General features: G+C 42.8%; 20 protein-coding genes and 1 pseudogene. 15 read left to right on the forward strand and 6 right to left on the reverse strand.

Translation table 11 applies throughout. From position 1 onward, the window contains the following. Positions 1 to 160: 160 nt before the first annotated feature. Positions 161 to 736, reverse strand: a complete 576-nt coding sequence (locus tag IGJ17_RS02790; RefSeq protein WP_139960435.1) for a recombinase family protein — start codon at positions 734 to 736, stop codon at positions 161 to 163. A 180-nt stretch (positions 737 to 916) separates the two neighbouring features. Between IGJ17_RS02790 and IGJ17_RS02795 the strand changes: the two genes are divergently transcribed. Beyond that, a complete protein-coding gene (locus IGJ17_RS02795) occupies positions 917 to 2,407 on the forward strand; it encodes a helix-turn-helix domain-containing protein (RefSeq protein WP_139960436.1) in 1,491 nt (496 codons plus the stop codon). A gap of 196 nt (positions 2,408 to 2,603) precedes the next feature. On the opposite strand, the gene IGJ17_RS02800 is transcribed toward IGJ17_RS02795, so the two are convergent. After that, on the reverse strand, positions 2,604 to 2,807 hold the full coding sequence (locus IGJ17_RS02800) for a hypothetical protein (protein ID WP_005232004.1): 204 nt from the start codon (positions 2,805 to 2,807) through the stop codon (positions 2,604 to 2,606). A gap of 660 nt (positions 2,808 to 3,467) precedes the next feature. On the opposite strand from IGJ17_RS02800, the gene IGJ17_RS02805 reads away from it, so the two are divergent. The 13 genes from IGJ17_RS02805 (at position 3,468) to IGJ17_RS02865 (ending at position 18,443) form a co-directional block, all read left to right on the forward strand. Then, positions 3,468 to 7,076, forward strand: a complete 3,609-nt coding sequence (locus IGJ17_RS02805) for an immunoglobulin-like domain-containing protein (RefSeq protein ID WP_139960437.1) — start codon at positions 3,468 to 3,470, stop codon at positions 7,074 to 7,076. A gap of 76 nt (positions 7,077 to 7,152) precedes the next feature. Then, the gene (locus IGJ17_RS02810; RefSeq protein ID WP_008377972.1) at positions 7,153 to 7,647 is read left to right on the forward strand and encodes a hypothetical protein; all 495 of its coding nucleotides are present in this window, start codon (positions 7,153 to 7,155) and stop codon (positions 7,645 to 7,647) included. Beyond that, entirely contained in the window at positions 7,644 to 8,897 is a 1,254-nt protein-coding gene (locus IGJ17_RS02815; protein WP_139960438.1) for a nucleotide sugar dehydrogenase, read from the forward strand. The genes IGJ17_RS02810 and IGJ17_RS02815 overlap by 4 nt, the downstream gene beginning before the upstream one ends. 40 nt (positions 8,898 to 8,937) lie before the next feature. Next, on the forward strand, positions 8,938 to 9,672 hold the full coding sequence (locus IGJ17_RS02820) for a YveK family protein (protein WP_139960439.1): 735 nt from the start codon (positions 8,938 to 8,940) through the stop codon (positions 9,670 to 9,672). Next, on the forward strand, positions 9,672 to 10,313 hold the full coding sequence (locus IGJ17_RS02825) for a CpsD/CapB family tyrosine-protein kinase (protein WP_008377979.1): 642 nt from the start codon (positions 9,672 to 9,674) through the stop codon (positions 10,311 to 10,313). The genes IGJ17_RS02820 and IGJ17_RS02825 overlap by 1 nt, the downstream gene beginning before the upstream one ends. Positions 10,314 to 10,326: 13 nt before the next feature. Further along, the gene (locus IGJ17_RS02830; protein WP_008377982.1) at positions 10,327 to 10,974 is read left to right on the forward strand and encodes a sugar transferase; all 648 of its coding nucleotides are present in this window, start codon (positions 10,327 to 10,329) and stop codon (positions 10,972 to 10,974) included. Then, positions 10,974 to 11,720 carry a WecB/TagA/CpsF family glycosyltransferase gene (locus IGJ17_RS02835; protein WP_139960440.1) on the forward strand — a complete coding sequence of 249 codons (747 nt, stop codon included), beginning with the start codon at positions 10,974 to 10,976 and terminating at the stop codon, positions 11,718 to 11,720. The genes IGJ17_RS02830 and IGJ17_RS02835 overlap by 1 nt, the downstream gene beginning before the upstream one ends. Next, positions 11,717 to 12,970, forward strand: a complete 1,254-nt coding sequence (locus IGJ17_RS02840) for an O-antigen ligase family protein (RefSeq protein WP_422705401.1) — start codon at positions 11,717 to 11,719, stop codon at positions 12,968 to 12,970. Before IGJ17_RS02835 ends, IGJ17_RS02840 begins: the two co-directional genes overlap by 4 nt. Positions 12,971 to 12,978: 8 nt before the next feature. Further along, on the forward strand, positions 12,979 to 14,394 hold the full coding sequence (locus tag IGJ17_RS02845; protein WP_139960442.1) for a lipopolysaccharide biosynthesis protein: 1,416 nt from the start codon (positions 12,979 to 12,981) through the stop codon (positions 14,392 to 14,394). After that, the gene (locus tag IGJ17_RS02850; protein WP_008377990.1) at positions 14,391 to 15,422 is read left to right on the forward strand and encodes a glycosyltransferase family 4 protein; all 1,032 of its coding nucleotides are present in this window, start codon (positions 14,391 to 14,393) and stop codon (positions 15,420 to 15,422) included. The genes IGJ17_RS02845 and IGJ17_RS02850 overlap by 4 nt, the downstream gene beginning before the upstream one ends. 32 nt (positions 15,423 to 15,454) lie before the next feature. Further along, entirely contained in the window at positions 15,455 to 16,552 is a 1,098-nt protein-coding gene (gene wecB / locus IGJ17_RS02855; RefSeq protein WP_061053768.1) for a non-hydrolyzing UDP-N-acetylglucosamine 2-epimerase, read from the forward strand. A 14-nt stretch (positions 16,553 to 16,566) separates the two neighbouring features. Next, a complete protein-coding gene (locus IGJ17_RS02860; RefSeq protein ID WP_008377994.1) occupies positions 16,567 to 18,027 on the forward strand; it encodes a helix-turn-helix domain-containing protein in 1,461 nt (486 codons plus the stop codon). Positions 18,028 to 18,080: 53 nt separating this feature from the next. Then, on the forward strand, positions 18,081 to 18,443 hold the full coding sequence (locus IGJ17_RS02865) for a DUF7006 family protein (protein ID WP_008377996.1): 363 nt from the start codon (positions 18,081 to 18,083) through the stop codon (positions 18,441 to 18,443). A 127-nt stretch (positions 18,444 to 18,570) separates the two neighbouring features. Here IGJ17_RS02865 and IGJ17_RS02870 read toward each other — a convergent pair. Beyond that, a pseudogene (locus IGJ17_RS02870) lies at positions 18,571 to 19,470 on the reverse strand (helix-turn-helix domain-containing protein); the annotation flags it as partial. A gap of 79 nt (positions 19,471 to 19,549) precedes the next feature. Here IGJ17_RS02870 and IGJ17_RS02875 point away from each other — a divergent pair. Then, positions 19,550 to 20,875 carry a WxL domain-containing protein gene (locus IGJ17_RS02875; RefSeq protein ID WP_422705400.1) on the forward strand — a complete coding sequence of 442 codons (1,326 nt, stop codon included), beginning with the start codon at positions 19,550 to 19,552 and terminating at the stop codon, positions 20,873 to 20,875. Here the strand turns inward: IGJ17_RS02875 and IGJ17_RS02880 are convergent. The 3 genes from IGJ17_RS02880 to IGJ17_RS02890 form a co-directional block, all read right to left on the reverse strand. After that, the gene (locus IGJ17_RS02880) at positions 20,855 to 22,402 is read right to left on the reverse strand and encodes a helix-turn-helix domain-containing protein (protein WP_139960443.1); all 1,548 of its coding nucleotides are present in this window, start codon (positions 22,400 to 22,402) and stop codon (positions 20,855 to 20,857) included. The genes IGJ17_RS02875 and IGJ17_RS02880 overlap by 21 nt on opposite strands. Positions 22,403 to 22,608: 206 nt before the next feature. Then, positions 22,609 to 24,393, reverse strand: coding sequence for an ABC transporter ATP-binding protein (locus IGJ17_RS02885; protein WP_139960444.1), 1,785 nt, complete (start codon positions 24,391 to 24,393; stop codon positions 22,609 to 22,611). Next, positions 24,386 to 26,119 carry an ABC transporter ATP-binding protein gene (locus IGJ17_RS02890; RefSeq protein WP_061053783.1) on the reverse strand — a complete coding sequence of 578 codons (1,734 nt, stop codon included), beginning with the start codon at positions 26,117 to 26,119 and terminating at the stop codon, positions 24,386 to 24,388. Before IGJ17_RS02890 ends, IGJ17_RS02885 begins: the two co-directional genes overlap by 8 nt. Positions 26,120 to 26,132 lie beyond the last annotated feature (13 nt).

The raw sequence follows: 26,132 nt of genomic DNA on the forward strand, positions 1-26,132 counted from the left end.
AATTTTCATTCCAAATAAAGGAAAGAACAATAAATAATCGAAAAAATCACAGGAAGAGTTAGGAGATAGTTCTCTTCCTGTGATTTTTTGCTACCCATATTTAAATAAATTTTCTGATCTACCCTGATTTTGAACTAAAAATCTAGAAGAACCTATTCCTTCAAGAAACGATCTCTTCTTTTTCCAGACTAAGATAACGATAAAAAGTTGATCGTTTTAACCCTGTTTGGGCACAGATATCCACAACGGTTTTTCCTTCTTTTTGATAAAGGTTCAATGCGTGTTGAATCAGTCCAGGATCGATTCGTGGGCGACCACCGATATTTCCTCTAGCACGAGCGGATTCTAAGCCTTCTTTGGTCCGTTCGACGATGATGTCTCGTTCGAATTGGCTAAAGGCTTGGAAAACAGTCATCATCAATTTCCCTTGTGGGGTTTGCGTATCAAAATTTTCTTTGATACTGATAAGCTTTACTCCTTTTTTTTCAAAAAAGTAGACAAGATCAATGAGATCTTTGGTACTTCTTCCTAGTCGCGAGAAACTTTCAATGATGATTTTATCGTTTTCTTTCACTCGTTTTTTTAATTTATTTAATTCAGGACGATTCGCACGAACACCACTGATCTTTTCCGTATAAATTTTATTGCACTCATACCGGTCAAGTAAATCTAACTGACGCGAGAGATCCTGTTGTCTTGTGGAGACACGTGCGTACCCATAAACCATATTTGTCATACGAATTCCTCCAGTTGCACAAAAATAAGTCTACATAGAGAATACCTTGTTTGTTCACTTAAGTACACATTCAAGAAGCTTCTTAATGTGAATTTGGGAAATAGGAAGGTTTTTTTATGCACCTAAATATTGTACTATAGTAAAGACACTAGTCGGTGAGGAAGAAACACGGAGGGGAAAATGAGAGAATTGCAGTTAAATTTTATGCTAAATAAGACGACCGTTCGCTGGCTTCAAATGTTAAATACTTTTGAGCGAGAACGGACTTGTTCCATCGCAAGTTTAGCAAACAAACTTGATGTGACCCAACGGACGATCAGCTCGGATATCAAAGAATTGAAAACCTATCTACAAGAGGCAGCCGAATTTTCGCTTGTAGCCAATGGCTATCATTTTAGGGAAACGAATCCGAAAAAATACTTGTCCCAAAAAAAGGAGCTTGTTGCAGAAGAAGGAATGTATCAAATCTTGGAAGCCATTTTCCACGGTGAATTCTGTTCGGTTGAAGAGTGGGCGCAGCGCTTGTATGTATCAGAAAGTACGATGCGTCGTTATTTGAATACTGCTTCTGTGACGTTGCGAAAGTATCATGTGGAGTGGATCTTGCAACCGGTTAATTTGAGTGGCTCCGAAGCCAATATTCGCAAGTTCTTTAAAGATTTTTATTATGAATCAGATGTCACCCCTCATACGCTCTTGCCCCCCAAAGAACTGATTGCACTAGTCAGTGATGTCTTCTCAGAAATTCCCGCAGAGCTGGTGAATACAGGCGTTTCTCCGAGTGATTTTTATTATAGCTTGTATATTGCGATCAAGCGTTACCAATTGGGAAAGACGGTTCAGATTTCTCAATCGTTGGCAAAAATCATCGAAACCCATGAGGCATTTGCCGTAATGAATGACTTAGCACCTAAAATCGAAGCGCTATACCGAGTAAGACTGCCGCAACAAGAAATTATGTGGCTTTATTTAGTGACCGTGATGAAACGGACTTTGACCGAGCCTGAAAAAGAGCAGCAATTCGTTGCATCGTTTGGACTGTATCCTGAACTCGAAGAACTGAGTCAGCGCTTCGTTCAAGAATGGGGCATTTCCTTTCAAGAGCCCCAACGGGTCAAGACGATGATCCACGCCTTTTTCCTGTCAAAGAAAATCAATGAGCAACTGGCGCCCGTTTTAAATCACTTGCTAACAGAAGTAAAAAATGAAGCGCAGAAGCATCGTTCTGCCGCTTATCAAAGGAATCTGGCATTTATGAAGCAGCACCAAGCGATTCTTGGGATCAAGCAGGAGTATCTGGTAGATATTTGTGCGGCACTGACCCTTTACAGTGAAGCAATCAGGGAGCTCTATGCTCAAAAAGTCAGACGGATCGCATTGATAATAGAAGGCGATCTCTATGCCTGTCACACGATTCGTGCGCGCTTTTTGCGTTATGTCGGCAATGATCATCTGGTATTTTTTCCAAAAATCAATGAATTGACGACCGATTATTTGAAGGGAAATGCCATTGATCTTGTGGTTACAAATTATAGTGAATATTTATCAGAGTTCATCTTATCGACAGATTATCTTTTGCTCAAAGCAATCCCCGATCATCAAGATTGGCAAAGAGTGATTGAAAAAATCGATCCTCAGTTAGGGCAAGCGTTAAACGCTCCCACAGCCTAATATACGTGTTGAAAAAGAGCATGACGAGGACATGTGTGGATAAATTAAAAGGAAAAGCCGCAACCGTTGCGATCAACGGTTGCGGCTTTTATTCGTTCATCTAATAAAAAAGGGAGTTATCTGAAAATAGGCCCACTGTTCCTGAATACCAAAAGATTGGGTTATTTTGGTGAAAGAACAGCCTACGTTGAAACAGTTAGTTGGCATTTACTAGTTTATCAAAAATTGCTTCAAAGGTTTTGAACGTATCACTATCTAACTGACAAAGCCATAAAAGGTAGCTTTTTTCTTTGAATGTCCATTCGATCGAAGGGTAAGAGGCAATCAAGGCATGGTATTTCTCTCGTTGTTCACTGGTAGCTAATAACCACCGCTTCTCAAAAATCTTTTTCTCTTCCATTTTTATCTATCCCCCATAAAGAAACGTTGCCTGAAACTTCACTAACGGGCAACGTAAATCTAATGATATGCAGATCTATGTTTAGTATACCAAAGAAAAATGAATTTTTTTAGAAGATGTGTAAAATTACATACAATTTCTTTTATTTTGCTTTTTTTGGGACCTTTTTTGAAGAAAAGAAGCGTTCTGTTGAAAGGAACTGTTGTTAAAAATGTTTGTGATAATACTAAGAATTAGTAGGCAGAAACCTTGTATCCATCGTATTGAGTCAAGTGGTTACAGGTAATAACAAAAATGGACGATCCTTTTTAAATGATAAGGAATCGTCTTTTTTTATAACACTTTTTTTTGCACAAACTTTTAAAATGCCCTATTTAAAAAGAAAATGAAAATCAATTTATTCATACAGGTTTGCAAATCTTGATTTATCGATTGATGATCAACCATGGTAAATTTAATCTCGTTAAAAACGATAAAATTTCGTCAAAAAAGCATTATTTTATAGCTCTAATTTAGGTTTTTAGAGAGTTTGTATCGAATAGGTTGTTCCGATAAGAGCTATAACTGATTTTTTTCGAGGGAGTAAGAAAGGGTGACTGATAAAAACGTGAAATGAATCTTTAAAGTACAAGAGAAAGAATAGAGAAAAAGGAGTTACTTATGAATAACAAATTTAGTAAAAAAGTCACAGGTTTATTGTTGATTAGTCATTTAACTTTATCGGCGTTGCCAATAAATGCAATGGCGACAGAAAAAACTGATAATTCTTCAGGAGTGACACAAGAGAGAATAGAAGCTCCAAATTTATTATCAGATAGTGAAGCAACTCAAAGCACAGAAAATGACCATACAGCAACCAATGAGCAAGCAGTTCAGGAAACAGAGGGTTCTCCTACTGAAAGTGAAGAAGCTCAAACAGAAGTTTCTACTGAGAACTCTTCAGAAAATAATGAAGTCGCAGAAAATGATGAACAAGCGGATGCACCAAATGAAGAAACCTCAGAAAGTAATTCTAACGAATCATCAGAAGACGCTGCTGAAACCCGTTCAACAAGGGCAAGTGTCCAAGTAACATCTGATGCTGAATTACGGACAGCGTTAGCCAATGCGACGGTTACACAAATCAGCTTAGCCAATAACATCACGATGACTAGTAGTGTGACATGGACAGGGACGACCAAAACGATTGAAGGTAATGGTCATACGTTAACCTTCGGGAATAATGTTCGGTTGTATGGAAATACGGTAAATCAAGGATTAAGTATCAGAAATGTGAGAATCGTGGCTCATGCAACAAATACGATCTATCAAAATAGAACGTCCAGTGTTTCCTTCACAAACGTTACTCATGAAAATAGTCATGCAACGGGGCGCTTACTCTATTTAGCCGCTAGCAATTCTTCAGCTAATTTCTTTGGCGAAAACCGATTAAATGCAGGTTCCTTGATTTGGGCTACTTCGAATGTCCGGATGAATATCGGCAGTGGTGCTTCTGTAGTTGCAAATAACAACGGAACAGCTCGTGCGATTTATCTTGCAAGTGGTGGTCGAATTGATTTAGGTGAAGGCAGTTTATTAGACGTTACTCAAAACAATCCTTCAAATACAGCAAAAGCAGTCTTGATCGAAGGAAGTGCCTCAAGCGTAGTAGTTAATTCGAACGCAACGTTTAAGATCACAAGTGCGCCAAATACGCAAAAAACACAAGAAGCATTGGGGTTGCGAGGTGCTTTGACCGTATTAACTGGGGGAACACTGGATGTCGTGGGAAGAAGCACGTATTCAACGGTAAACGTTGGACAATCAAGCACTTTCCAGGAAGGATCAAATGTTCGAATCCAAAACAATCATACGAATGGAACCGCAATTGGGTCCTATCCAGGAACAACGAACTACACGATCCACTCATCGACAGGAATGCAAACTTGGAGAAGATCAGCTGATTTTTCAGGAGAGCCCAGCTTTAATTATCCAGAGTTTAGACAAGGTTCTTTCTCACTAAATACTTATACGAACAAACAAGTTACTTCGCGAATTGAATCTAATGACTCAATCTTTAACGCAACATTCAATAGTTCTCAAATCGGAAAAATCGCTTTTGGTGACTTTGTGGATACCGCAACGATTCAACAAACGACCATTGACGACTTAACCACAAGCTCAACGCGCATTACGGGGCGAGCTGAGCCAAATGCCGATTTAGCAGTCACTATTGAAGGACAAGGAAGTTTAACGGGACGCGTTGCAAGTGATGGAACTTATCAATTTGCGATTCCGAACGCACCATTAGCAGTTGGAACAAAAGTGACTGTTACCGCAACGTCCAATGGTATTCAATCGGTTGCAGAAACAGTTGTAGAGGATAGTGAAAAAGAAACGATTGCCGAAACAACGATTTCCGAGCTAAATACTGACTCCACAAGTGTGACGGGAACGGCTGAGCCGAATGCTGAGATTACGATCAAAGCCGGTGACACGATCATTGCGAATGGACGAGTGGGTAGTGATGGCATCTATGCATTGACGATTGAGAAACAACAAGCTGGTACGGTAGTTACCGCCCAAGCAACCTTAAATGGCATTTCATCAAATATTGCAGAAACCATGGTTGATCGAGCAACGATCGCCGAAACAACATTGAATGAGGTGACAACCACATCCACTACCGTTAGCGGAACAGCTGAACCAGATGCACATGTGGAAATTACTATAGGCGATTCTGAAACGAAAAATGCCACTGTTGACAGTGATGGCAATTTTGAAGTAGAGATTGATCAACAAGCAGCGGGAACAATTATTACTGCTCAAGCAAGCATCGATGGATTGCAATCAAATATTGCTTCAACGATCGTTGTCACTGATCCAGCAAACACTGAAGGCACGATTACACCAGCAAGCTACAATGTTTCTTCGGCCGATCAGTTCCTGAGAGGGTCGTATACCGGTGATGTTGTATCTGCCCGTGTGTATGTAAATGGATCATCCGTTCGTGGTGGGAATTTTGCTGATGGTTCGTTTGAATTCTTTATCGGCAATCGCATCCAATCCGTAGATGATGTCGTAGAAATCGAAGCCTTGGATCAATATGGCAAAGTACTTGATCGGACAACCGTTGAATTAACTAGAGATTTGGCTGGTTCGATCACACCGGATCAATACCGTGTTGGCGAAACAATGATTACAGGGACCTTTACGGGTGATGTCAATTTTGCACGTTTAGTGATCAATGGCACGCCTTCTAATGCATGGGGTGGTACCTTCAATGCCGATGGCACCTTCTCGTTTTATGTAGCGAATCTTGGAATCAAAGCGGGCGATAAAGTTGAGATCCAAGCGTTGAACCGCCAAATTAACGGTAACACGGAAGCCATCGAAGTGCTAGAAACCAAAGAAGTAACAGTGATTGATCAACTTCAAGGGACGATCACACCGGATCAATACAGTTACACCGATACCATGATTACGGGAACCTTTACGGGAGATATCAATTTTGCCAACTTAGTGATTGATGGACAGTCAGTAGGGAACTGGGGTGGCACATTCAATAAAGAAACTGGCCGCTTTGAATTCTTTGTTCACGCACAATTTAGAGAACAGATCAGAACGGCAACGAAAGTAGAATTGCAAACCTACCATCGTGAAACAGTCGATGGACAAACGATTGATCATAAGCTGGTGTTGCAGCCGATAGAAATCGTCAAAGCAGCAGGCACGATTCAACCAGCAGCCTTCAAAGTGACAGAGAGTGAAATTACTGGAACCTTTACAGGCGATGTGAATTTCGCCAACTTGATCGTTGATGGACGTTCAATTTCATGGGGAGGCACCTTTAACACCGCAAACCAGACGTTTACTTACTTTGTCAATCAAACGACCCGCGACTTGATTCGCGATGCGGAAACAGTTGAATTGGTTGCTTACCATCGGGAGGTTGTTAGTGGCCGTCCGGTAGACACCGAATTGGATCGCAGTGTAGTCACTATCGACAAAGAATTTGTTGGCACAATTACGCCAAACCCTTACACATTAGGTGATCGAATCGTTACGGGAACCTATACAGGAGATGACATCAACTTTGGTCGACTTGAAATTGATGGCATGATCCTGTGGGTGAGCGGTTTTGCGGATGGTACCTTTACCGCCTACTTGAACCAAGAACAAGCCAACAGTGTGACAAAAGACAGCCAGATGACGATCTATGCATTGCATCGCTTTGCTGACTTAAGTACACGAGAGATTGCACAAGCAACCGTTTCAATCACAGAATAAGAAACAGAAACTACGAGAGCCCCTTGTACCTTGCCTGTTGCAAGGGGCTCTTCATTGATAGAAAGAGAGAAAGCAAATGAACATGAAGAAAAAAATCGTTAGCCTCTTTAGCCTTGCCCTCATGGGGAGTTTTTTAGCGGCTTGCTCGACGGATGACCAAGCAAAGACGGATACTACCCAAGGCAGCGAACCAATCGAACAAATCACGGATCAAAGCAATGCCGAGCCGCAATCGATCATTGGTGGATTAAAGATCATCATCGACAAACAAGAAATCAATCAAAAGAAAACAGAAGATGGGGAACAAGTATTACATACATTTACCATCACAGCAGAAAATATGGGGTCAGTTGCCGCTGGATTAGGTTCGATTGATTTTCTTTTAGAAACTGAAGAGGGAGAATTTCTTGAACTTGATCATACCATGGCGATGTTTGGCAATGAGATCGCTGTAGGTGAAACCATTACTGGACAAGTTTCCTTTGCTTTAGAAGAAGGACAAGTGGCGAAAAAACTGATTTATAAACCCGGTGAAGAACAATTAGCAGAATGGGATGTTAAGAGCGAATGAAGGTAAACGTTATTGGATTGGGGTATATCGGGCTGCCCACAGCACTTACTTTTGCAAACCATGGGATTGAAGTCGTTGGGGTTGATGTGTCAGAAACAGTCGTTCAATCACTTCAAGCAGGTCAGGCACCAATCGAAGAACCCGACATTGATCGCTATCTAGCACAAGCTTTAGCGAAAAAGACATTCAATGCACAGTTGGTTCCAGAAAAAGCGGATGTCTTTATTATTGCCGTACCAACGCCAAATATCGCCGATCAATTTGGTAGTTGCGACTTGTCCTACGTGAAAGCGGCGATGGCTGCTATCTTACCCTATCTTGAAAAAGGCAACACAGTCATTGTTGAATCGACCATTCAACCCCGCACGATGGAAGACATCGTTGGACCATTTTTTGAAAAAGCAGGTTATACCATTGGAGAAGATCTCTATTTGTTGCATTGCCCAGAGCGAGTTTTGCCAGGGAAAATCTTTGAAGAGCTGGTGATGAACAATCGAATCATTGGTGGCATGACGAGCGCTTGCACCCAACAAGGCAAACGCATTTATCAGACCTTCGTCAAAGGAAACGTGCTGGAGACTTCTGCAAGTATCGCTGAGCTATCGAAATTGATGGAAAACACCTATCGCGACTTGAACATTGCACTAGCCAATGAATTGGTCCAAATTGGGGATCGCCTAAACATTGATGCACTCCAAGTGATTGAGTTAGCCAATCAGCATCCACGGGTCAATATCCATCAACCGGGACCTGGTGTCGGCGGTCATTGCTTAGCAGTCGATCCGTATTTTGTTGTCGCGGCAGCACCTGATGACGCGAAGTTAATTCAATTGGGGCGGATGATCAATACAGAGATGCCTGAATTCATTATAAAAAAAGTCGAAGAAATCTTAGCGATTCATGGTGGAAACAAAATCGCGGTCCTAGGGTTGGCGTATAAGGGCAACATTGACGATGCCAGAGAAAGTCCGGCTGTTGAGATCGCCAAAAGATTGAAACAAAAGAAAGCTCTGCAAGTCACTACCTATGATCCTTATGTCGCCACTTCTGATGTTGCACAAATTGAAGCAGCACTAACAGACAGTGATCTGGCATTGATCCTCTGTGACCATGATGCCTTTAAAGACATAGCGCCGGCAGCCATTCAAGCGATGAAACAAAAAATCGTTTTTGACACGAAAAATATTGTGACAGGTAAAACGAGGTTCGAGGCTGCCTATTCTCTTGGGTCATTACCAAGCGCCCAGTAAATGGTTTGATTGCTATTTCTGTTATTGAAAGGGAAAACCAATGAATAAAGAAATAAATATGAAAAAATTGAAGCAAGTCCTTCAGCAACGAATAGGCTGGATCCTTATGATCATTAATATTCCCTTACTAGCGATGTTGTTTTATCTAACCCTGTTTGCTGAACCCATTTATCAAAAAAGTGCACAGTTGCTGATTAGTCAGTCAGAAACGATAGCTGGCAATCGTCTGGAAAACCAGACGATTCAGGCAGACCTTCAACTCGTCAGTACCTATAGCACGATCATCATGAGTCCTCGCATCTTAAATGAAGTCAGTGAGGCGCTAGAGGGAAGCTACGATGTGGCTGAATTGTCGAAGATTTTGAGTGTTACCAATGCCACCAACTCGCAGATCATCGAAATCAACGCTTACCATCAAAGTCCGAAGATCGCAGCCGAAATCGCCAATACGACCGCCAGCGTTTTTAGTGAAGAGATCCCTAAGATCATGAACATTGATAATGTCACGATCTTAGCAGAAGGAACCGTTTTGCCACAAGAAACGCCTGCTCGTCCAAACAAGTTTTTGTTGTACAGCTTGACCACTTTTTTAAGTCTTCTTTTCGCTTTTACGTATGTGTTCCTCCTGTTGGTTTTTGAGGGCAGTTTTGCTTCGAATACGGAAATCGAAGAGGTCTTAGGGGTAAAGGTCATCGGAGAGATAAGCAAAGAAAAACGAGTTGCTTCGTTTAAAACCATCCAGTCGAGAAGCTTTAGAGGAAGGAAGCGTGTGTGATGCGTAGCATGAAAGAAAATTATTCCATCATCAGCGAACAAGTCAAGTTGATTCGCGAAAATGTCGACTATTTATGCCAACAACAAGATGCTCAAACGATTTTGATTACTTCAGGAGAAAGCGGTACGGGAAAATCCACGGTCTCGGCAAATTTGGCGGTCGCCTATGCCCAAAAAGGGAACCGAACCTTATTGATCGATGCGGATCTGCGTAAACCCACCCAACATTATTTGTTTTCACAAGAAATGCACGTGGGCTTGTCCAACTATATCCGACGGGACATCTCGATCGAAAGCTGTGTCCAACAAGTGATTTTAGAAGATTGCGAATTTTCAATCATCACTAGTGGAGCCATTATGTCAAACCCTAATGATCTGCTCGCTTCTTCGAAAATGACCGCAGCCTTGCAAGAGGTCAAACAACTATACGATGTGGTCATTATTGATACGCCACCAGTCAATGTCGTTTCGGATGCCTTGATCCTAGCCAAGAAAGTCGACGGTGTACTTTTAGTCGTTCATGCGGATAAAACGAACAAACAATCCGCAAAAAATGCCGTCAAAAAGCTACGCCTAGTTAACGCAAACATCTTAGGTGTCGTGGCGAATGGCACGGACACGGGTGAAAATTACTATTATTAAGGAGGGGAACTTTGTGGAAAGACCCGCTTTAGACAAGCAGTCAAGGGTTCAAGCGACTAGCTATTTACGTTGGAAACGCACGATAGAAACTATCTTTAGCTTGGGCTTATTAGTCGTCCTTAGCCCGCTGTTACTGCTGATTTGTATAGGGATCAAATTTTCTAACTGGCAGGCACCGATTATTTTTAAGCAAGTTCGTGTTGGCAAAAATGAGGCCACGTTTGTGATGTACAAATTTCGAACGATGGTGCCTGATGCCGATCAATTATTAGGGCGATACCTTGATAAAAACGAAATTGAAGGGGCCATGTTCAAGCTGAAGAAAGATCCGCGAGTGACGCGCTTAGGCCGTTTTTTAAGAAAAACGAGTCTTGATGAACTGCCCCAATTGATCAATGTCTTGAAAGGGGAGATGGCACTGGTCGGCCCCCGTCCTCCTTTAGAAAGAGAAGTCGTCAGTTATTCAGAAAAAGACAAGCAACGATTGTGTGTCACACCCGGGTGCACAGGGTTGTGGCAAGTCAGTGGACGAAACGAATTGAGTTTTCAAGAGATGGTCGCATTGGATCTCTATTACATCAATAACCTGAGCTGGTTATTGGACTTGAAAATAATTATGAAAACGATTGGCGTTGTTTTCTTACCCAAAGGAGCATTCTAATGGAGCAACAAGTACGTGTATCACTTTTAGGTAGCAATCTCGATTCCTTAAGCTTTCAGGAAACCATTACTAAGATCGAGAAAATGATCGAACAGGGGACGCCCGCACAGCATGTTTCAATTAACGCGGGAAAAATAAACTTGATGCGAAAAGATCCCTCGTTGCGATCGATCGTCAATCGGGCAACTTTGATCACGGCTGATGGGCAGTCGATTGTCTGGGCAGCGAAATATTTAGGGTGCCCGGTACCAGAAAGGGTAACAGGCATCGATCTTTTTCGCGAGCTGGTCAAATTGGCAGCAGAAAAAGGCTGGCGTCCTTATTATTTAGGAGCAACTGCCGAAGTCGTAGAAGCCGTCGTCAAACATGACCAACAGCTCTATCCCGACCTGAACATAGCGGGTTTTCACCATGGCTATTTTTCCGAAGTCGAATCATTGGACGTGGCAAAAGAGATTGCACGGACGCAACCAGACTTGCTGTTTGTCGCTTTTTCTAGCCCGCAAAAAGAGATTTGGCTCGATACATTCAGCGAAGTGTTGCAAGTGCCATTTGCGATGGGCGTTGGCGGCAGCTTTGATATCGTCGCAGGCAAAACCAAACGAGCGCCTTTGTGGATGCAGCGGGCAGGTTTGGAATGGTTTTATCGCTTTGCGCAAGAGCCAGTCAGGATGTTTGATCGCTATATCATAGGAAATTTACGCTTTTTACAGTATGTGTGGGGAGAAAAAAGAAGAAACGCATGAAATCAAAACAGCAAAGCCATCACCGCTTCTTCCTGGGGATTGTGGCCATTTTTCCGATAATCGACGTCTTAAACGGCTTATTTCTAAGTCTGGGCATTCCTTTTCCCATTGGCGTGTTCTACCGTTTGCTGTTCTTTTTGTTCTTAGTGATTATGATCGTGACAGAAAAGATTCCCCATAGCTACTATACATATTTAACGTATGGGTTTATCGCTGTGACGCTTACGATTTTTCTGTTACAAGCACTTTTTCTAGGGTACAGCTGGCAGTGGGTGATCGAGGATCTATCGGTGTATATCAAATACCTCTTATGGGTACTGATTCCTTATTATGTCTATCAACGAAAAAACGACTTCTCCAAACTGCACTACGACAGCTTGTTTATTGTTATCAGTGTCTGCTTCACCTTGGGGCTACTGATTCCTTATTTTTTAGGGCTAGGCTACCAAACTTATGACAATTCTGATGCTGGGTATAAAGGCTATTTCTTTGCCAATAATGATACGAGCTTTGCCTTTATTGTTTCAATCACCTTTACAGTCCAGGCACTAATTGTTTCGATCAAAGAACAGACCCATAAGTTTTCACTGTTTTTGGCTAGTTTATTCGCTGGAAATTTCGTCTGTTTGGTCTTGGTCGGTACGAAAACCGGCGTGTTTTATGGTGTCGGTGTGTTGTTCTATCTTTTAATCCGATTGGTGCTAGGCATTGAACGTAAAGCATTTCTGCAACAATTGTTTATCTGGTTTCTGAGTTTTATTACGATTGCTTGGCTGCTTATTCAAGGACTACCATTGCTGATCCAAGCCGTCGAAGGAACCTATCTTCGCATGGTGTATTTTTATCATCTTTTCGACGGGGACTTGATCCGGCTATTTTCTAGTTCAAGAAGTGATTTTTTGATTGGTGGGATGAACGCCTTCTTAAATGATGAGGCCCGACACTTTACCATGGTCTTTGGCCAAGGCTTTGAATACCGTTTGGCACACTTTGGTCGTCTTGGCTTAATTGAAATGGACTTCTTCGACACCCTTTTCGGGCAAGGCCTACTGGGAATAGCGTTATTGCTGCTAATGCTCGCCTATTTTGTCTATTTGGCCTTTCAGCCACGAAAACGATCGGTTTATAGTTTTGCCTTGATCGTGGTGCTTTTTTATAGTTTTTTTGCCGGGCATGTTTTGTATTCGGCATTGTCTTCCACCTTTTTAGGATTGATTTGTGGAGGCATTATTTTAACAGAGAAAGAGTGAACAACTGATTGAAAAAATTACTTTTGAGGCTGGGCTTTTTCTCCCTCGGTTCGTTAGGTTCGGCGGTCTTAAACTTGGTGCTTTTGCCCGTAACGACCAGCTTTTTGACACCCGAAGAATATGGGAAGACCAGTATGTTTTTCCTTGCACAGACCTTTTTGATATACGTGATCTATCTCGGCTTCGACCAAGCCTTTACGAGGGAATACCATGACCACGAAAACAAACGCGAGTTATTGCAACAAGCGATGCTCGTCCCGTTGCTCGGTTCATTTTTCTTTCAGCTGATCCTAGTGGTTTTTGTGGCAGATTTCTCGCAGCTTTTATTTGAGTCTCCACAGTACACCCGTGCGATTTATTTATTTGCTCTTTCGTCGGGACTGCTGATTTTTGAACGGTTTCTTTTGTTAACGGTTCGAATGCAAAACAAAGCGATCCAGTTCTCCGTTTACAGTATTTTGGTGAAATTCATGGTCTTGTTCATCACGTTGCTGTTTCTCTTTTTTGGTCCGCCGACGTTTATTACGGTGGTCTATGGCATGCTCTTCGGTCAGATTATCGGTGATTGTCTGTTGATTCTGGCAAACCTGGTGCTTTTTGTGCCGCTCATTCGCCACATCGATCGCAACCTGATCAAAAAGCTGAGTCGTTTTGGCTTGCCGACGGTGGTGGGAACGTTCCTCTATAGCCTGTTAATGATTATCGACAAAATGATGCTGCGCTATTTTGCTGATTTTGCCGCTTTGGGTATCTACACGGCTGCATTCAAAGTGGCAAGTGCCTTGATGATTCTACAAGTTAGTTTTGCCAATTTTTGGATTCCCACCTCCTATGAATGGTTCAAAAAAGGCAAACCATTGATTTATTACGAACGAGTCAGTCACTTTATCATGTTCGTCTTGTCGATTTTCTTTTTACTGATGGTCTTTTTCAAAGAAACGATCGTCATCTTATTGTCGCAAGAATACTTAGAGGCCCAGTACTTGTTTCCCTTGTTATGTTTTTATCCCTTGATGATGACGATCAGTGAAACGACCAATCTCGGGATCGTTTTTTATAAGAAAAGTCATTTGAATATTGCTGCCTCTTTGCTGGCGGTCTTAGCCGCATCCCTTGGTCATCTCCTACTCGTACCGACAATTGGCGCCACAGGAGCGGCTTGTGCTACGGCATTAGGGTACTTGGTCTTCTTTTTTGCCCGTACATATTTTTCGATGACCTATTGGCAGGGGTTCTCAGTCAAACGCCAAATCAGCCTTTCGATCATGCTGTATTGCTTTGCGCTGTTTACGGCATTCAATCGGACTCTTTGGCTGGAAAAGAGCCTCGTTTTGCTGCTGATGCTCTTCGTCGTTGTTCTTTATCGCAAGGAACTAAAGCAGGTAACTAGATTTGTACAAGAAAGGAAAATCAACAAAGCATGAATATCTTACTTATCGGTCCAGATCCAGCAGCAAAAGGGGGGATCGCAACGGTCATTCATAATTTCCAAAAAGCAAAAGCGCCAGAGGACGTGCGTTTCGTCGTCCATAAGACTTGGTCGGAAAAAGGAAAATATTGGACGCAGCTCAAAGCGTTTCTTACGTTTCGTCGGCACATCAAAAAAGAAAGGTGCCAGATCCTTCATTTCCACGTTGCGCAAAAGGGCAGTTTCTATCGCAAGAGTTTGCTGTTGTTGCTAGCACCAAAACATTGCAAGACGATTTTTCATATGCATGCTTCGCAATTTGACCAGTTTTATCAAAACAGTCCTTCATGGGCAAAGTGGTGGGTCCGTTTTACCTTAGCTCGGGTGGATCAGCTCGTAGTGCTAAGTAGTAGCTGGTCAGCATTTTACCAAACGATTACCGATACCTCAATCGAGGTCTTGCCAAATGCCGTAGCGGTGCCGGAGGAATCCTTTTATGACCCCACCGCAAAATGGATCATCACTCTTGGCAGGATCGGGCAAAGAAAAGGCAGTTTTGATCTGTTGGCAGTTGCAAAAGCAATGGCTGTTTCCTTTCCCGAGATTCGCTTTATGTTATTTGGCGATCAAGAAAATCAACAGGTTGCCCAACAGCTCCAAGAAGAGGCTCTCACCAATGTGTTCTTAAATGAGTGGGTAGCAACCGATGCGTTACCAGCTGTTTTTCGTAAGGCAGCCATCCATTTTCTCCCTTCTTATCACGAAGGCTTGCCGATGGCGATCTTAGAAACCATGGCGGCAGGTATCCCCAATGTAACGACGAAGGTTGGGGGAATCCCAGAGTTGATCCAATCGGGTGAAAACGGCTACCTAGTAGCTGCCGGTGATATTCAAGCAATGATCGAGACGTTGAGCGGTCTGTTAGCTAACGAGGAAGAACGAATCAAAAGCAGCCAACAAGCCAGAGCAACGATTGAGCAACAGTATGCCTTAACGTCGTATATGAAGCGCTGGCAGAAGATTTACAAAAAGCAACTTGATTAATGCTCAAATTGCTGAAAAAAAGGAGAAGTACGATGCAAAAAATAAAGGTATTATCTATTTTTGGTACACGACCAGAAGCCATCAAGATGGCACCGGTCATAAAAAAACTAGCAAATGATCCACGCTTTCTATCAAAGATCGTCGTGACAGGGCAGCATCGAGAAATGCTTGAGCAAACATTAGCGGCGTTTGAGCTGACCCCTGATTACGACTTGGCTATCATGCGAGAAAATCAAACCTTGTCTAGTATCACCAGTCGTATTTTAGAAGGACTCGAAGGTATTTTTCAATCAGAAGAACCAGACGTAGTGTTGGTCCATGGCGATACGACGACGGCAGTGGCAGCTGCGCTGGCCGCTTTTTATCAGCAGATCTTGATTGGTCATGTGGAGGCTGGGCTACGAACAGGTAACAAGAATGATCCGTTTCCAGAAGAAATGAATCGCCGGTTGATTGATCAACTAGCAGATTTTCTCTTTGCCCCTACAGATCAAAGCCAGGCAAATCTGCTAAAAGAAAATCATCCACAAGACCGCATCGTCGTTACTGGCAATACGTCTATTGATGCTTTGTACCACACCTTGGCACAAAAAAAAGACCGAAAACCAATCAGTGAGAAAAAAATCCTTTTAGTTACGATGCACCGGCGAGAAAATATTGGGCAACCCATGGAACAAGTGTTTCGTGCACTAAAACGCATCGCTATTGCTTATCCCGCACTGACGATGGTCTTTCCGATGCATAAAAACCCTCGTGTCCGTACACTAGCCAAGCGCTATTTAGAAGGGCAGCAAAATATTGAGCTGATCGAACCATTGGATGCCCCTGCATTCTATCAGTTACTGGCAGGCAGCTACCTTGTTTTGACCGATTCAGGAGGGATTCAAGAAGAAGCACCCTCCTTGGGGATTCCTGTCTTGATCGTACGTGAAACGACGGAACGCCCAGAAGGGGTGGCAGCAGGGACTTTGAAACTTATTGGTACCCATGAGGAGCATGTGTATTCAGAAATCGTTCATTTATTGTCTGATGAGGCAGCATACAAACAGATGGCGCAAGCCAAAAATCCCTATGGAGATGGACAAGCCAGTGAGCGAATCGTGGCTGAATTAAAAAGTTATTTCGAGTAGAGGAAGGCGAATCTATGAGACAATTCCAATCATCTTTTGTCATTAGTAAAACGACGCTAAGGTGGCTACATTTGCTAGAACATATGGAGCACGCTTCTCATACACCGATCCGTGGGTTGTCAAAAGTGATCAAAAGCTCTAGCCGAACCATCATTGAAGATTTACAAAACATTAAAGAGTATTTCGAAGATGCTATCGAAATGGAAACGTCAAATAGTGGCTATCAGCTACAAGTCATCGACACAGAAAGCTACTTAGAAAAAAAACGGAATTTGATCAGTAACGAGCCGTTGTTTCGCATCTTTGAGAGCATTTTCTTAGGGGAAATATTGACCATCAATGAGTGGTCAGACATTTTGTTTATTTCCCCTGCCACGTTGATGCGGTATTTTCGAAAGATCGACCCAATTTTAGCACAGTACCAACTGACATTAAATAAAACCACCGTTGATCTTATTGGTGAGGAAGTCAATATTCGCCATTTTTTTCTGAACTTTTATTATGAATCCGATAGTACGCCGCATACCGTATTTCCGCCGTTGATCATTCATGAGATCGGTTTAAACTTGAAAAAAGAAGAATTCGATAGCAATTTCTCTAATCTTGCCTTTGAGGAAATCAGTTACATGCTTTATATCATTTTAGAGCGAACCTCTCATGGCCATTACGTCACGATCGATCCAGCCATCGTCAAGCAGTTTCGTAAAGAGTATTATCTTGAGCTGAAAAAATTAAAGACGATGCTATCGAACCATTTGCAAACGACGATCGCCGAAAAAGAAATCATCTACTTTTATGCGTTATCGATGGGAAAACGGACGGTGTTTGATATTGATATGGAAAGGGACTTTTGCAACAAGTTAGGCAAAGACTCGCAGATCCTGCAACTAACCCAACGTTATCTAAAGGAGGCAGGCGTACCGCCGTATGCGCTGGAATATAGTACGGTTTTGATCCAGTCGTTTTTTGCGACGATCTTACTAAAAAATAAACTTTCACCGGTCTTGAACAAAGTGATTCCCGATTTGATCTCATTTGTAAAAAAACATTTTCCAGAGGAAATGGCACAAAACACAGCGTTCTTACAAAAACAATTCAAACAACTGAAGTGTCTGTCTTTAGACATGATCGTAGATATCAGCGCAGTGTTTACCATTCACATGGACTGTGTGAAAGAATTGTACTGGGGGAAGCCTAAAAAAATTGCGTTCCTGTTAGAAGGGAATCAATTTATCTCGCAACGAATTCAGGTCACTGCTCGTAAGTATCTAGGCAGTTATCAGAAACTCTTTTTTCCGAATGTATTAGATATCAATCCCGGCTATTTTGAGGCGAACCAATTTGATATCGTCGTCACAAATTATAATGAGCATATGTCGAATTTTTCTTGTTCTGGCGTGTATTTATTGTTCAATAAAATCCCGAACTCAACCGATTGGCGCAGACTCATGTCATTGATCGACTTTAAACTTTAACAATGGTCCAGGTGCAAAATAATTCTCAGATGAAAGATAGGAATGATGCAATCATGATGAAAAAAGGACATATGACACCAGAAGCCTATTTAAAAAATTACAGCGAACTTTGTTACTTGCAGGAATTTCCCCTAATCAAACAAGTATGTACAGAGTTGCAAACACGATTCAAAGAAATTTGCTATACCGAGTACGATAATGTGCTACAACAAATGGCGGATTTGCTAGAAATCGATGCCCAACTGCAAATGTTTTTAGATTTTTTCCGACACGACTTTTTTAAAGAAATCGAATTAGCAGAAGAAGAGATCGTCGAAATGATCAAAAAGGACAAAAATGTCTATTACCGACAAATGGCAGGGATCGGCACAAACCAGAAAGCGCCCCATGGCTTGATTTATCTCAGCGAGAAATGAACACTGTGATCGCTGAGATAAATCAGAGTGTCAACCACTCGTTGGGTAAGAATGGTTTTTATAAAATAACACTTCGAAATGCTTTGTGACCGTAATGATTCCACAAGATAGTGTCTAGCAAGTTGACTTACGCATTGTCCAACACAACCAGACGCAAGATCCGTGGATTGATTTGATTAAGTAATCGATTCCAATCTGTCGCATCTGGAAACGATTTTAGAAGAACGCATTCTACTTCCAGTAAGTATTCTGTCGTATACTCCGAATAATTGGTGACTAATAGATCAATTTGCTTTTCTTTTAAATAGGTTGGAGAGAGTTCACTGGCATTAGGATAATACAATGTATGGAAGCGACCCAAATATTTTCGCACGATACTTTCGGCATATTCACAAACATATTCGTTTCCTTCAAAAATCACGGCGATCGTCCGTTGTGATCCCCAATTTTCTTCTTTGATCGCTTCCATATGAATCGTTAAGCTGGCACAGAAATCGTCAAGATAGGAGGATGAATACAGCTTTTTGACTAGCTTGTGTTTTGCCAAAAATGCATAGTTTCTCTTATATTCGTAGGAAAACTTCTCTTTGACGAATTGCGTAAGATCGTCAATATTGACATTCATGATGGGCGAGAGCATATCGCGTATTTTCACAATCGTAAAAAATGATTCTAACCAGTGTAAATCTTTTTGTTCATCATAGGAATTGCCTTGATTTAGGGCATAGAAATCTTTTGTCACTTGTTGGATCTCAGGCCAGCGATTATACTTTCGGCAAAATTCTTCGATCGAAGGATGATTGATTTTTCGGCGACAGATGAGACAAAGTAACAAATAAATGATTTCGTCCTCTGGCAGATGGTAATGAAAATAGGAATAAAGGATCTCTCTTAATGTATCTGGAGCAATCAATGAATGATAAGCATAAAAGATGTCCTTTAGTTCAGGTGAAAGTTCGACTTGTAACCCTTTCTTGCTGCGTTCCAGTGTAATGTAGAGAATATAGGAAAAGATTGAATACGGAGACATTTGGCAATCAGGGACTGACAGCGTACTCTCGCGTAAGTTCAAACAATGCGCGTTGGCGATCGTCGATGAGTTACGGGTGCCGACGAATGCGGACAAAAAAATTCATGGGCGAGTCAGCTTGCCTGTTGGTTTTGATGGCACTCGCCCTGCTTGGGATGATGAAGCGAAAGTGACCGTTGAAATTGAAACAGCAGATGGTGAGAAGGAAGAAGTCACTGCAAAAACCGTCGGACATACAGAAGAAACACCGGGGATCAGTATCTATGGAGAAGAGGCGCAAGGAGGGATTTTTGAGATTCCTCTTGAGGCTCCTTTGGAAGCAGGAACCATCGTCCGAGTCATCGCTGTCGAATTAACCAGCGGCGAACTGACAGAAGGTGCCCAACATCAAATACGGACCGAGTCTGTGCAGGTTTTCCCTATTTTGCCGCCAACGCCCGCAGCTTTTGCTTCCTACGTACTTCTTGAAGAAACAACTGAGATCCATGGCCACACGGAAGACAAAGAGGTTGAGCTAAGTGCTGCACATAATGGCGCCTGGTTTGATACAGAGGCGGTGGTTATCGATGAAGATGGAACATTTACGATTGATGTAAGTGATCGGCAGTTAAAAGCGGGGGATGAGATCCAAGTCTTTCTGAAAGATTCTGCTGGTTCGGCAAAAGAAGCTGGAGTGATCAATCCGCCGACAACGAATGGCGAACACGGCAATCAGAATCCAGCCTCAGAAGTTGTTTTTCGGGACGCTGTGTTTCCCGCTGCAACTACCCTGCGAATCGCCCAGACTGGACCACTGCCACCGGTTGATCCATTAGAACCGGATGTAGAAGTGAATCCAGAAAATCCGTCGGTCATTCCTGAGAACCAAGGGTTGCTCAGTCTTGATTTTGTTTCCCAGTTCCGATTTGGTCAGGTGCCGATCCGCAGTGCCAAAGGAACGTATCACGCACTGCCTCAGCATATGAATCTTGCCGAAGGGGCAACCGAAACTAAGGAACGTCCGAATTATGTGCAAATCACGGATCAGCGTAACGATGCAGAAGAGACGAGTTGGCGTTTATCGGCGACTCTTGATTCGCAGGGCTTCCAAAATGAAGACAATGAGCCCTTGATCGGTGCTCAAATCAGCTTAGCCAATCAACGGCTTATGACGACCTCAGCAAATTCCAATGCCAGTATGCCAGAGCTTTCCACGGTGAATGATAGTGTAACTTTGACGCCAGGTGAAGCGCAGCCTCTACTAACTGGCGACAGTCAGAGTACGGGAACATGGGTCTATCGTTTTGGTGATCAAGAGACGGCAGCCACCAGTGTCGCCTTGGAAGTGCCTGCTGGTGCAAATCCCAAGTTGGGATGGTACCGTGCAACGATTGAATGGTCGTTAAGTAGTGTGCCAGAGTGAAGAAAGAATACTAGTCGGCAATAAGAAACGAATGGAAAAGGTGCTTTTTTCGATGTTTCGCAACGCAAAATTATGGATGATTTTTGGGTTGATGATTTTCAAGAAATTGTTCCAATCATCTGCATCTGGGATCGATTTTATCAGGAGGCATTCAACATCTAAAATATACTCTTCCAAATACTCTGCGTAATTCGTCACGACTAGATCAATCTTGTTTCGTTCCACATAATCCAAAGAAAACTCACTGGAATCAGGAAATTGCAAAATATGATATCGACCAAAATATTTTACGGCAAAAGCATTGATGTGAAGACAAATATGCGCATCCCCTTCTAAAAGAAAGGCGATTCGGCGTGGGTTGCCCCAGTATTTTTCTTTTAATCCTTCAAAGTATAAAGTGAAGCGGGCACTGATTGCTGACAGAGCGGTTGCTTCAAAGAGGGGCTGCCTAAAAAGAAACTCTGTATTTTCCTCATACTCTTTAGGGTATTGCGTTTGTGCATAACTGGAAATTTCTTCCATACTTAGATTATAGGTAGGGGAAATCAGCTGTTTTATTTTTTCTGTTATAAAGAAAGAATGGAGAAAAACAAACTCTCGGGACTGATCATGATCGGAAATCTGATGGAGCTGGCAAAAATTGGCAGTCAGTTCTTTTAGCTCAGGCCAATGGTCAAAGCGGTTAACAAATGATATTTCCCTGAGATAGTTGTTTATCCCACGGTTACTTGCTAGTAGAGCGAAAAGGTAGACCAGCTCCTCTGACGGTAAAGACAAGGAAAAAGCCGTTTGGAGTCGTTGATTGAGGGGCTGGATTTCTTGGAAGAGCTCATCTGCCAAGACGATCTTTTTTAATTGATCGGAGACAATGACAGTTTCTCCTGCTTGAGTACGCTCAAGGACAATATACAACCAATAACTGATATACCAAAATGAAGCCGTATTATTGGTTTTGCCGCGTATATTTCGAAAAAAATCTAAGACGATGTTTTGTACAGCGATCGTTGGACGTACCGTATGAGGCGTAGCGTCTGACTCATAATAAAAGGTATGAAAAAATTTGCGAATATCCGCTTCTGATCCGATCAGACGGAAATTCTTATGATCAACAGATAACTGAAAGGGCCTCAGGGCTTTTTCAAAAAGCGTTAAATAGCGTAAAAGGGAACTTTCAGAAAGATAAAAATAGTCTGCCCATTCGGAAACTGTCCGATATTCTCCCTTAAACAGATGCTCAAGAATAACGAATAACGGTTCATTCTGAAGGAGCGCTCGTTTTCGTTCAAGATATTCCTTCGGTAGTAATTCGTGAAGAGAATAGCCATTCGACGTGGATTCGATCATTAGCGTACTTCCAAAGTAGCTCCGTAGCCCCTCCATATCATAAATGATCGTGTGCCGCGAACTCTGGACAGCTTTTGATAATTCACGATTCGAAAGGGTCTTATGCCGTTCCAAGAGATTCAATAGTTTCAACCAACGAATGGTGGTAGTAGAAGTAATAAACGTCATCTGAAAATTTTTCATTCGTAACACTCCCATATGGTCTGTTTGGTGGATCGTCTCTCACGTCTGATTATGGAATATGGATACTGGCAAGGCAAGGGAAAGGTTTTTGGTAGGTAACAAGTGTTTCTTGTACAGGAACACTTGTGCTACTTAGGGATGAAAAGCAAATAACCGAAAAGTCCAACGATTCGTCATAGACATCGTTGGACCTTTCGGCTTTTTCATCAAGCTGTTGCAAACTGGCTGTTATATAGTTGGGCGTAAAGGGAATCTTGTGCCAGCAATTGAGTATGGGAGCCTTTTTCGACGACGGAGCCGTCTTTCATCACTAGAATCAAGTCGGCATTTTTGATGGTAGAAAGACGATGGGCGATGATAAAACTGGTCCTTCCTTGGGTCAAACGATCCATTGCCGTTTGGATCATTTGTTCCGTCCGAGTGTCGACACTGGAGGTGGCTTCATCAAGGATCAGGATCGTTGGGTCCGCTAAAATCGCCCGGGCGATCGTCAATAATTGTTGTTGTCCTTGAGACAGTTCGCTTTCGGAGCTAATGACGGTATCGTAACCGTTGGGCAGGGTCCGCACGAAGTGGTCGCATTGGGCGGCTTTGGCTGCAGCCAAGATGTCTTCCCGAGTGGCATCGGGATTGCCATATGCGATATTTTCAGCAATGGTTCCTTGGAACAGCCATGTATCCTGCAGCACCATACCGAATTTTTTCCGTACTGCCGGTGCCGAAAAGGACATCATGTCTTGATCGTCCAGCAAAATCTTTCCACCGTTCAAAGGATAAAAGCGCATCAAAAGATTGATCATGGTGGTTTTTCCAGCGCCTGTTGGTCCGACGATCGCAACCGTTTGTTTTGGTTTGACGGAAAATTCGACGTTTTCCATCAGGAGTTTTTCCTTGTTGTAGCCGAAGGAGACGTGTTGGAAATCGATTTTTCCTTTGATGGTTTGCGGTACCGGCAGTTGCTGGGTCGCTGTTTCTTCTTCAGGATAATCAAGGATCTCAAAAATTCGTTCGAGAGATGCTAAGGCACTTTGCAAGGTATTCATAATATAAGAAGCTTGCGTGATCGGTTCAGACACTTGGTTGATGTATTGCAGATAGGCTTGTACAAGACCAATGGATAATTGCCCTTGCAACACCATCAGACCACCAACGACGGCGCTTAAGATAAAGCCGATTTGATTGATAAAGCGCACGAAAGGATGGATCGCTGCACTGACGAACTGTGCTTTACGAAAAGCTTTAAATTGAGCTTCGCTCAATTCCGCCATTTCCGCTTCAACGGCAATTTGCTGGTTATAGGATTTGATCAGCGGATTTGCGGTATAAAACTCTTCCGCACGACTGCTGACTGCACCTAATGTTTCTTGGTTTTTGGTAAAGTAGCTCAAGTTTTTTCGTGCGAGAACGGTGGTCACAAAAGCACTCAAAAGCAAAATCAGGACCACACCGATCGTCAGTAATGGGCTGAGATAAAGCATGGCGATCAAGCCGAAGGTAATGCTGATGGTTGCGGTGATCAGCTGCATCAAACCGACTTGTAAGACTTCGGACACTTTATCTAAATCGAGAATCACTCGGCTTAAAATATCGCCGGTATGATGTTTGTCGTAAAAACTGATAGGCAGGCGATTGAATTTGTCACTGATTTGTTTGCGTAAAGTCAAGGTCAGGGTTTCACTGACACTGGCCATCGTATACTCTTGTAGCAAGGAAAAGAGACTGATCAAAAGCCATGTTCCCGCTAATAGGACGACCGGGCCTAAAATACTTTGCCAAAAATCATTGATTTGCCAGCCTTCTTGTTGAAACAAGGCGATCAGATTATCCAGTCCACGTCCCAAGATCAAAGGGGCGATGGACATTAGTAAGGAAAAGAACAAGGCAGAGACGATGATCAGCAGAAAGCGGGCTTTTTGTTCCATTAGTAATCGAAGTAGGCGCCGGCTTGTATGTTTCATGTTTTTTGGTGTATCCATTGTTTGTTTACTCATCCTTCATTCCTCCCATTCCTTGAGATGAGGCAAACTCTTGATAAGTTTGGCAAGTGCGTAATAATTCTTCGTGGGTTCCATTACCGACCATTTTGCCGTTATCCAAGACAATGATTTGATCGGCATTTTTGACGGTCGATACCCGTTGAGCCACGATAATGACGGCGGCATCTTTCGTGTATTCTTTCAATGCACGCCGCAAGTTGGCGTCTGTTTGATAATCCAAAGCAGAAAAGCTGTCGTCAAAGAAGTAGATTTCTGCGGGCTTTGTCAGCGCTCGGGCAATACTCAATCGTTGCTTTTGACCGCCAGAGAAATTGCTGCCTTTTTGAGCAACCGGACTTTCATAACCTTCAGGCAAGCCTTCAATAAATGACTTGGCTTGAGCAACTTCAGCGGCTTTTGCCATCGCCTCATGGGTTGCTGGACGATTGCCGAAACGCAAGGTTTCTTGAATCGTGCCGCTAAGCAAGAGCGCTTTTTGCGGGACATAACTAATTTGGTCCCGTAATTCGGCTTGTGAGATCTCTTTGATGTTGCGGCCAAAAAGCGTGATCGAACCAGCAGTCACATCTTTGAAACGCAACAGCGCTTTGGCGATGGTGCTTTTGCCAGAGCCGGTTCCGCCAACGATCGCTGTCGTTTTGCCTCGGTGGATCTCGAAGCTGATATCTTCTAAGACAGGTTCTTCGGCGCCTTCATACGTAAATTGCACGTGATTGAAAGCGGCGATCGTTTCTGACAAGGCGGATTTTTTTAAGGTTTGGTCACCGTCAATCAAATCAATTGGTTCTTCTAAGACTTCTTCGATTCGTTGTAAGGAAGTCAAGCCTTTAGGCACCATCACGATCACCATCGCTGCCATGGTCAAAAACCAAAGGCTCAAAATCGTGTATTCGATAATGGCAGTAATACTACCAATAGCTAGGTGGCCCTGAAGACTTTGATAGCCGCCGTAGACTAGGATGGTCGAAATCGAGAGTCCCATTACTAAGTTGACGGTCGGATTCAAGACAGCAAAGAGGCGATTGACTTTAATCATGGTTTTCGCATATTCCGTCAAGGTTTGATCTGTCCGTTCTTTTTCGTAAGCCGCTTTGTCAAATGCCCGAATCACCCGAGCGCCGGTAAAGGTTTCTCGTAAGATCCGCATCATGTTATCGACTAGTTTTTGCGTGATTTGTGATAATGGGATCGCTTTGCGAATCACCCCATAAGCGATCATTGAAAAACATAGGATCGCTACGATTGGGACCCAAATCATCCGTAAAGAGACGGTGCCGGTTAGAAAAATCGAAGCTGCGACGATCATTGGGGCTGGCAAAATCATTTGCAGCGCCATCATCAAAATTTGTTGGATGTTGTTGATGTCGCTGGTGGTACGTGCCAGCAAAGTGGGTGTACCATAGCCATCAACAGCGGATACAGAGAGTTCTTGTGTTTTTTTGAAAAAGCGCATCCGCAAAAAATGCCCGAATTTTCCTGAAAGGTGGGCAGATAAATAACTACCGCCTACCGAGACAATCACGGTGCCGATGGCAATGGCAAACATCCACCAGCCATTGTGCCAAATGGCCGTCGTGTCGACTTTTAAGATTCCTTCATCAATGATTTTTGCCAGAAAATACGGCAACAAGAGTGTGCCGAAGGATTGGACTAGCATCAAAAGAAATAAACTGAAAAAGAAGCGTCGTTCTTCTTTATAAAATAACTGTAATTGTTTCATGATTTCCCTCCAA

The sequence above is a fragment of the Enterococcus sp. DIV1096b genome (assembly GCF_050498765.1).
Taxonomy (GTDB): domain Bacteria; phylum Bacillota; class Bacilli; order Lactobacillales; family Enterococcaceae; genus Enterococcus_D; species Enterococcus_D entomosocium.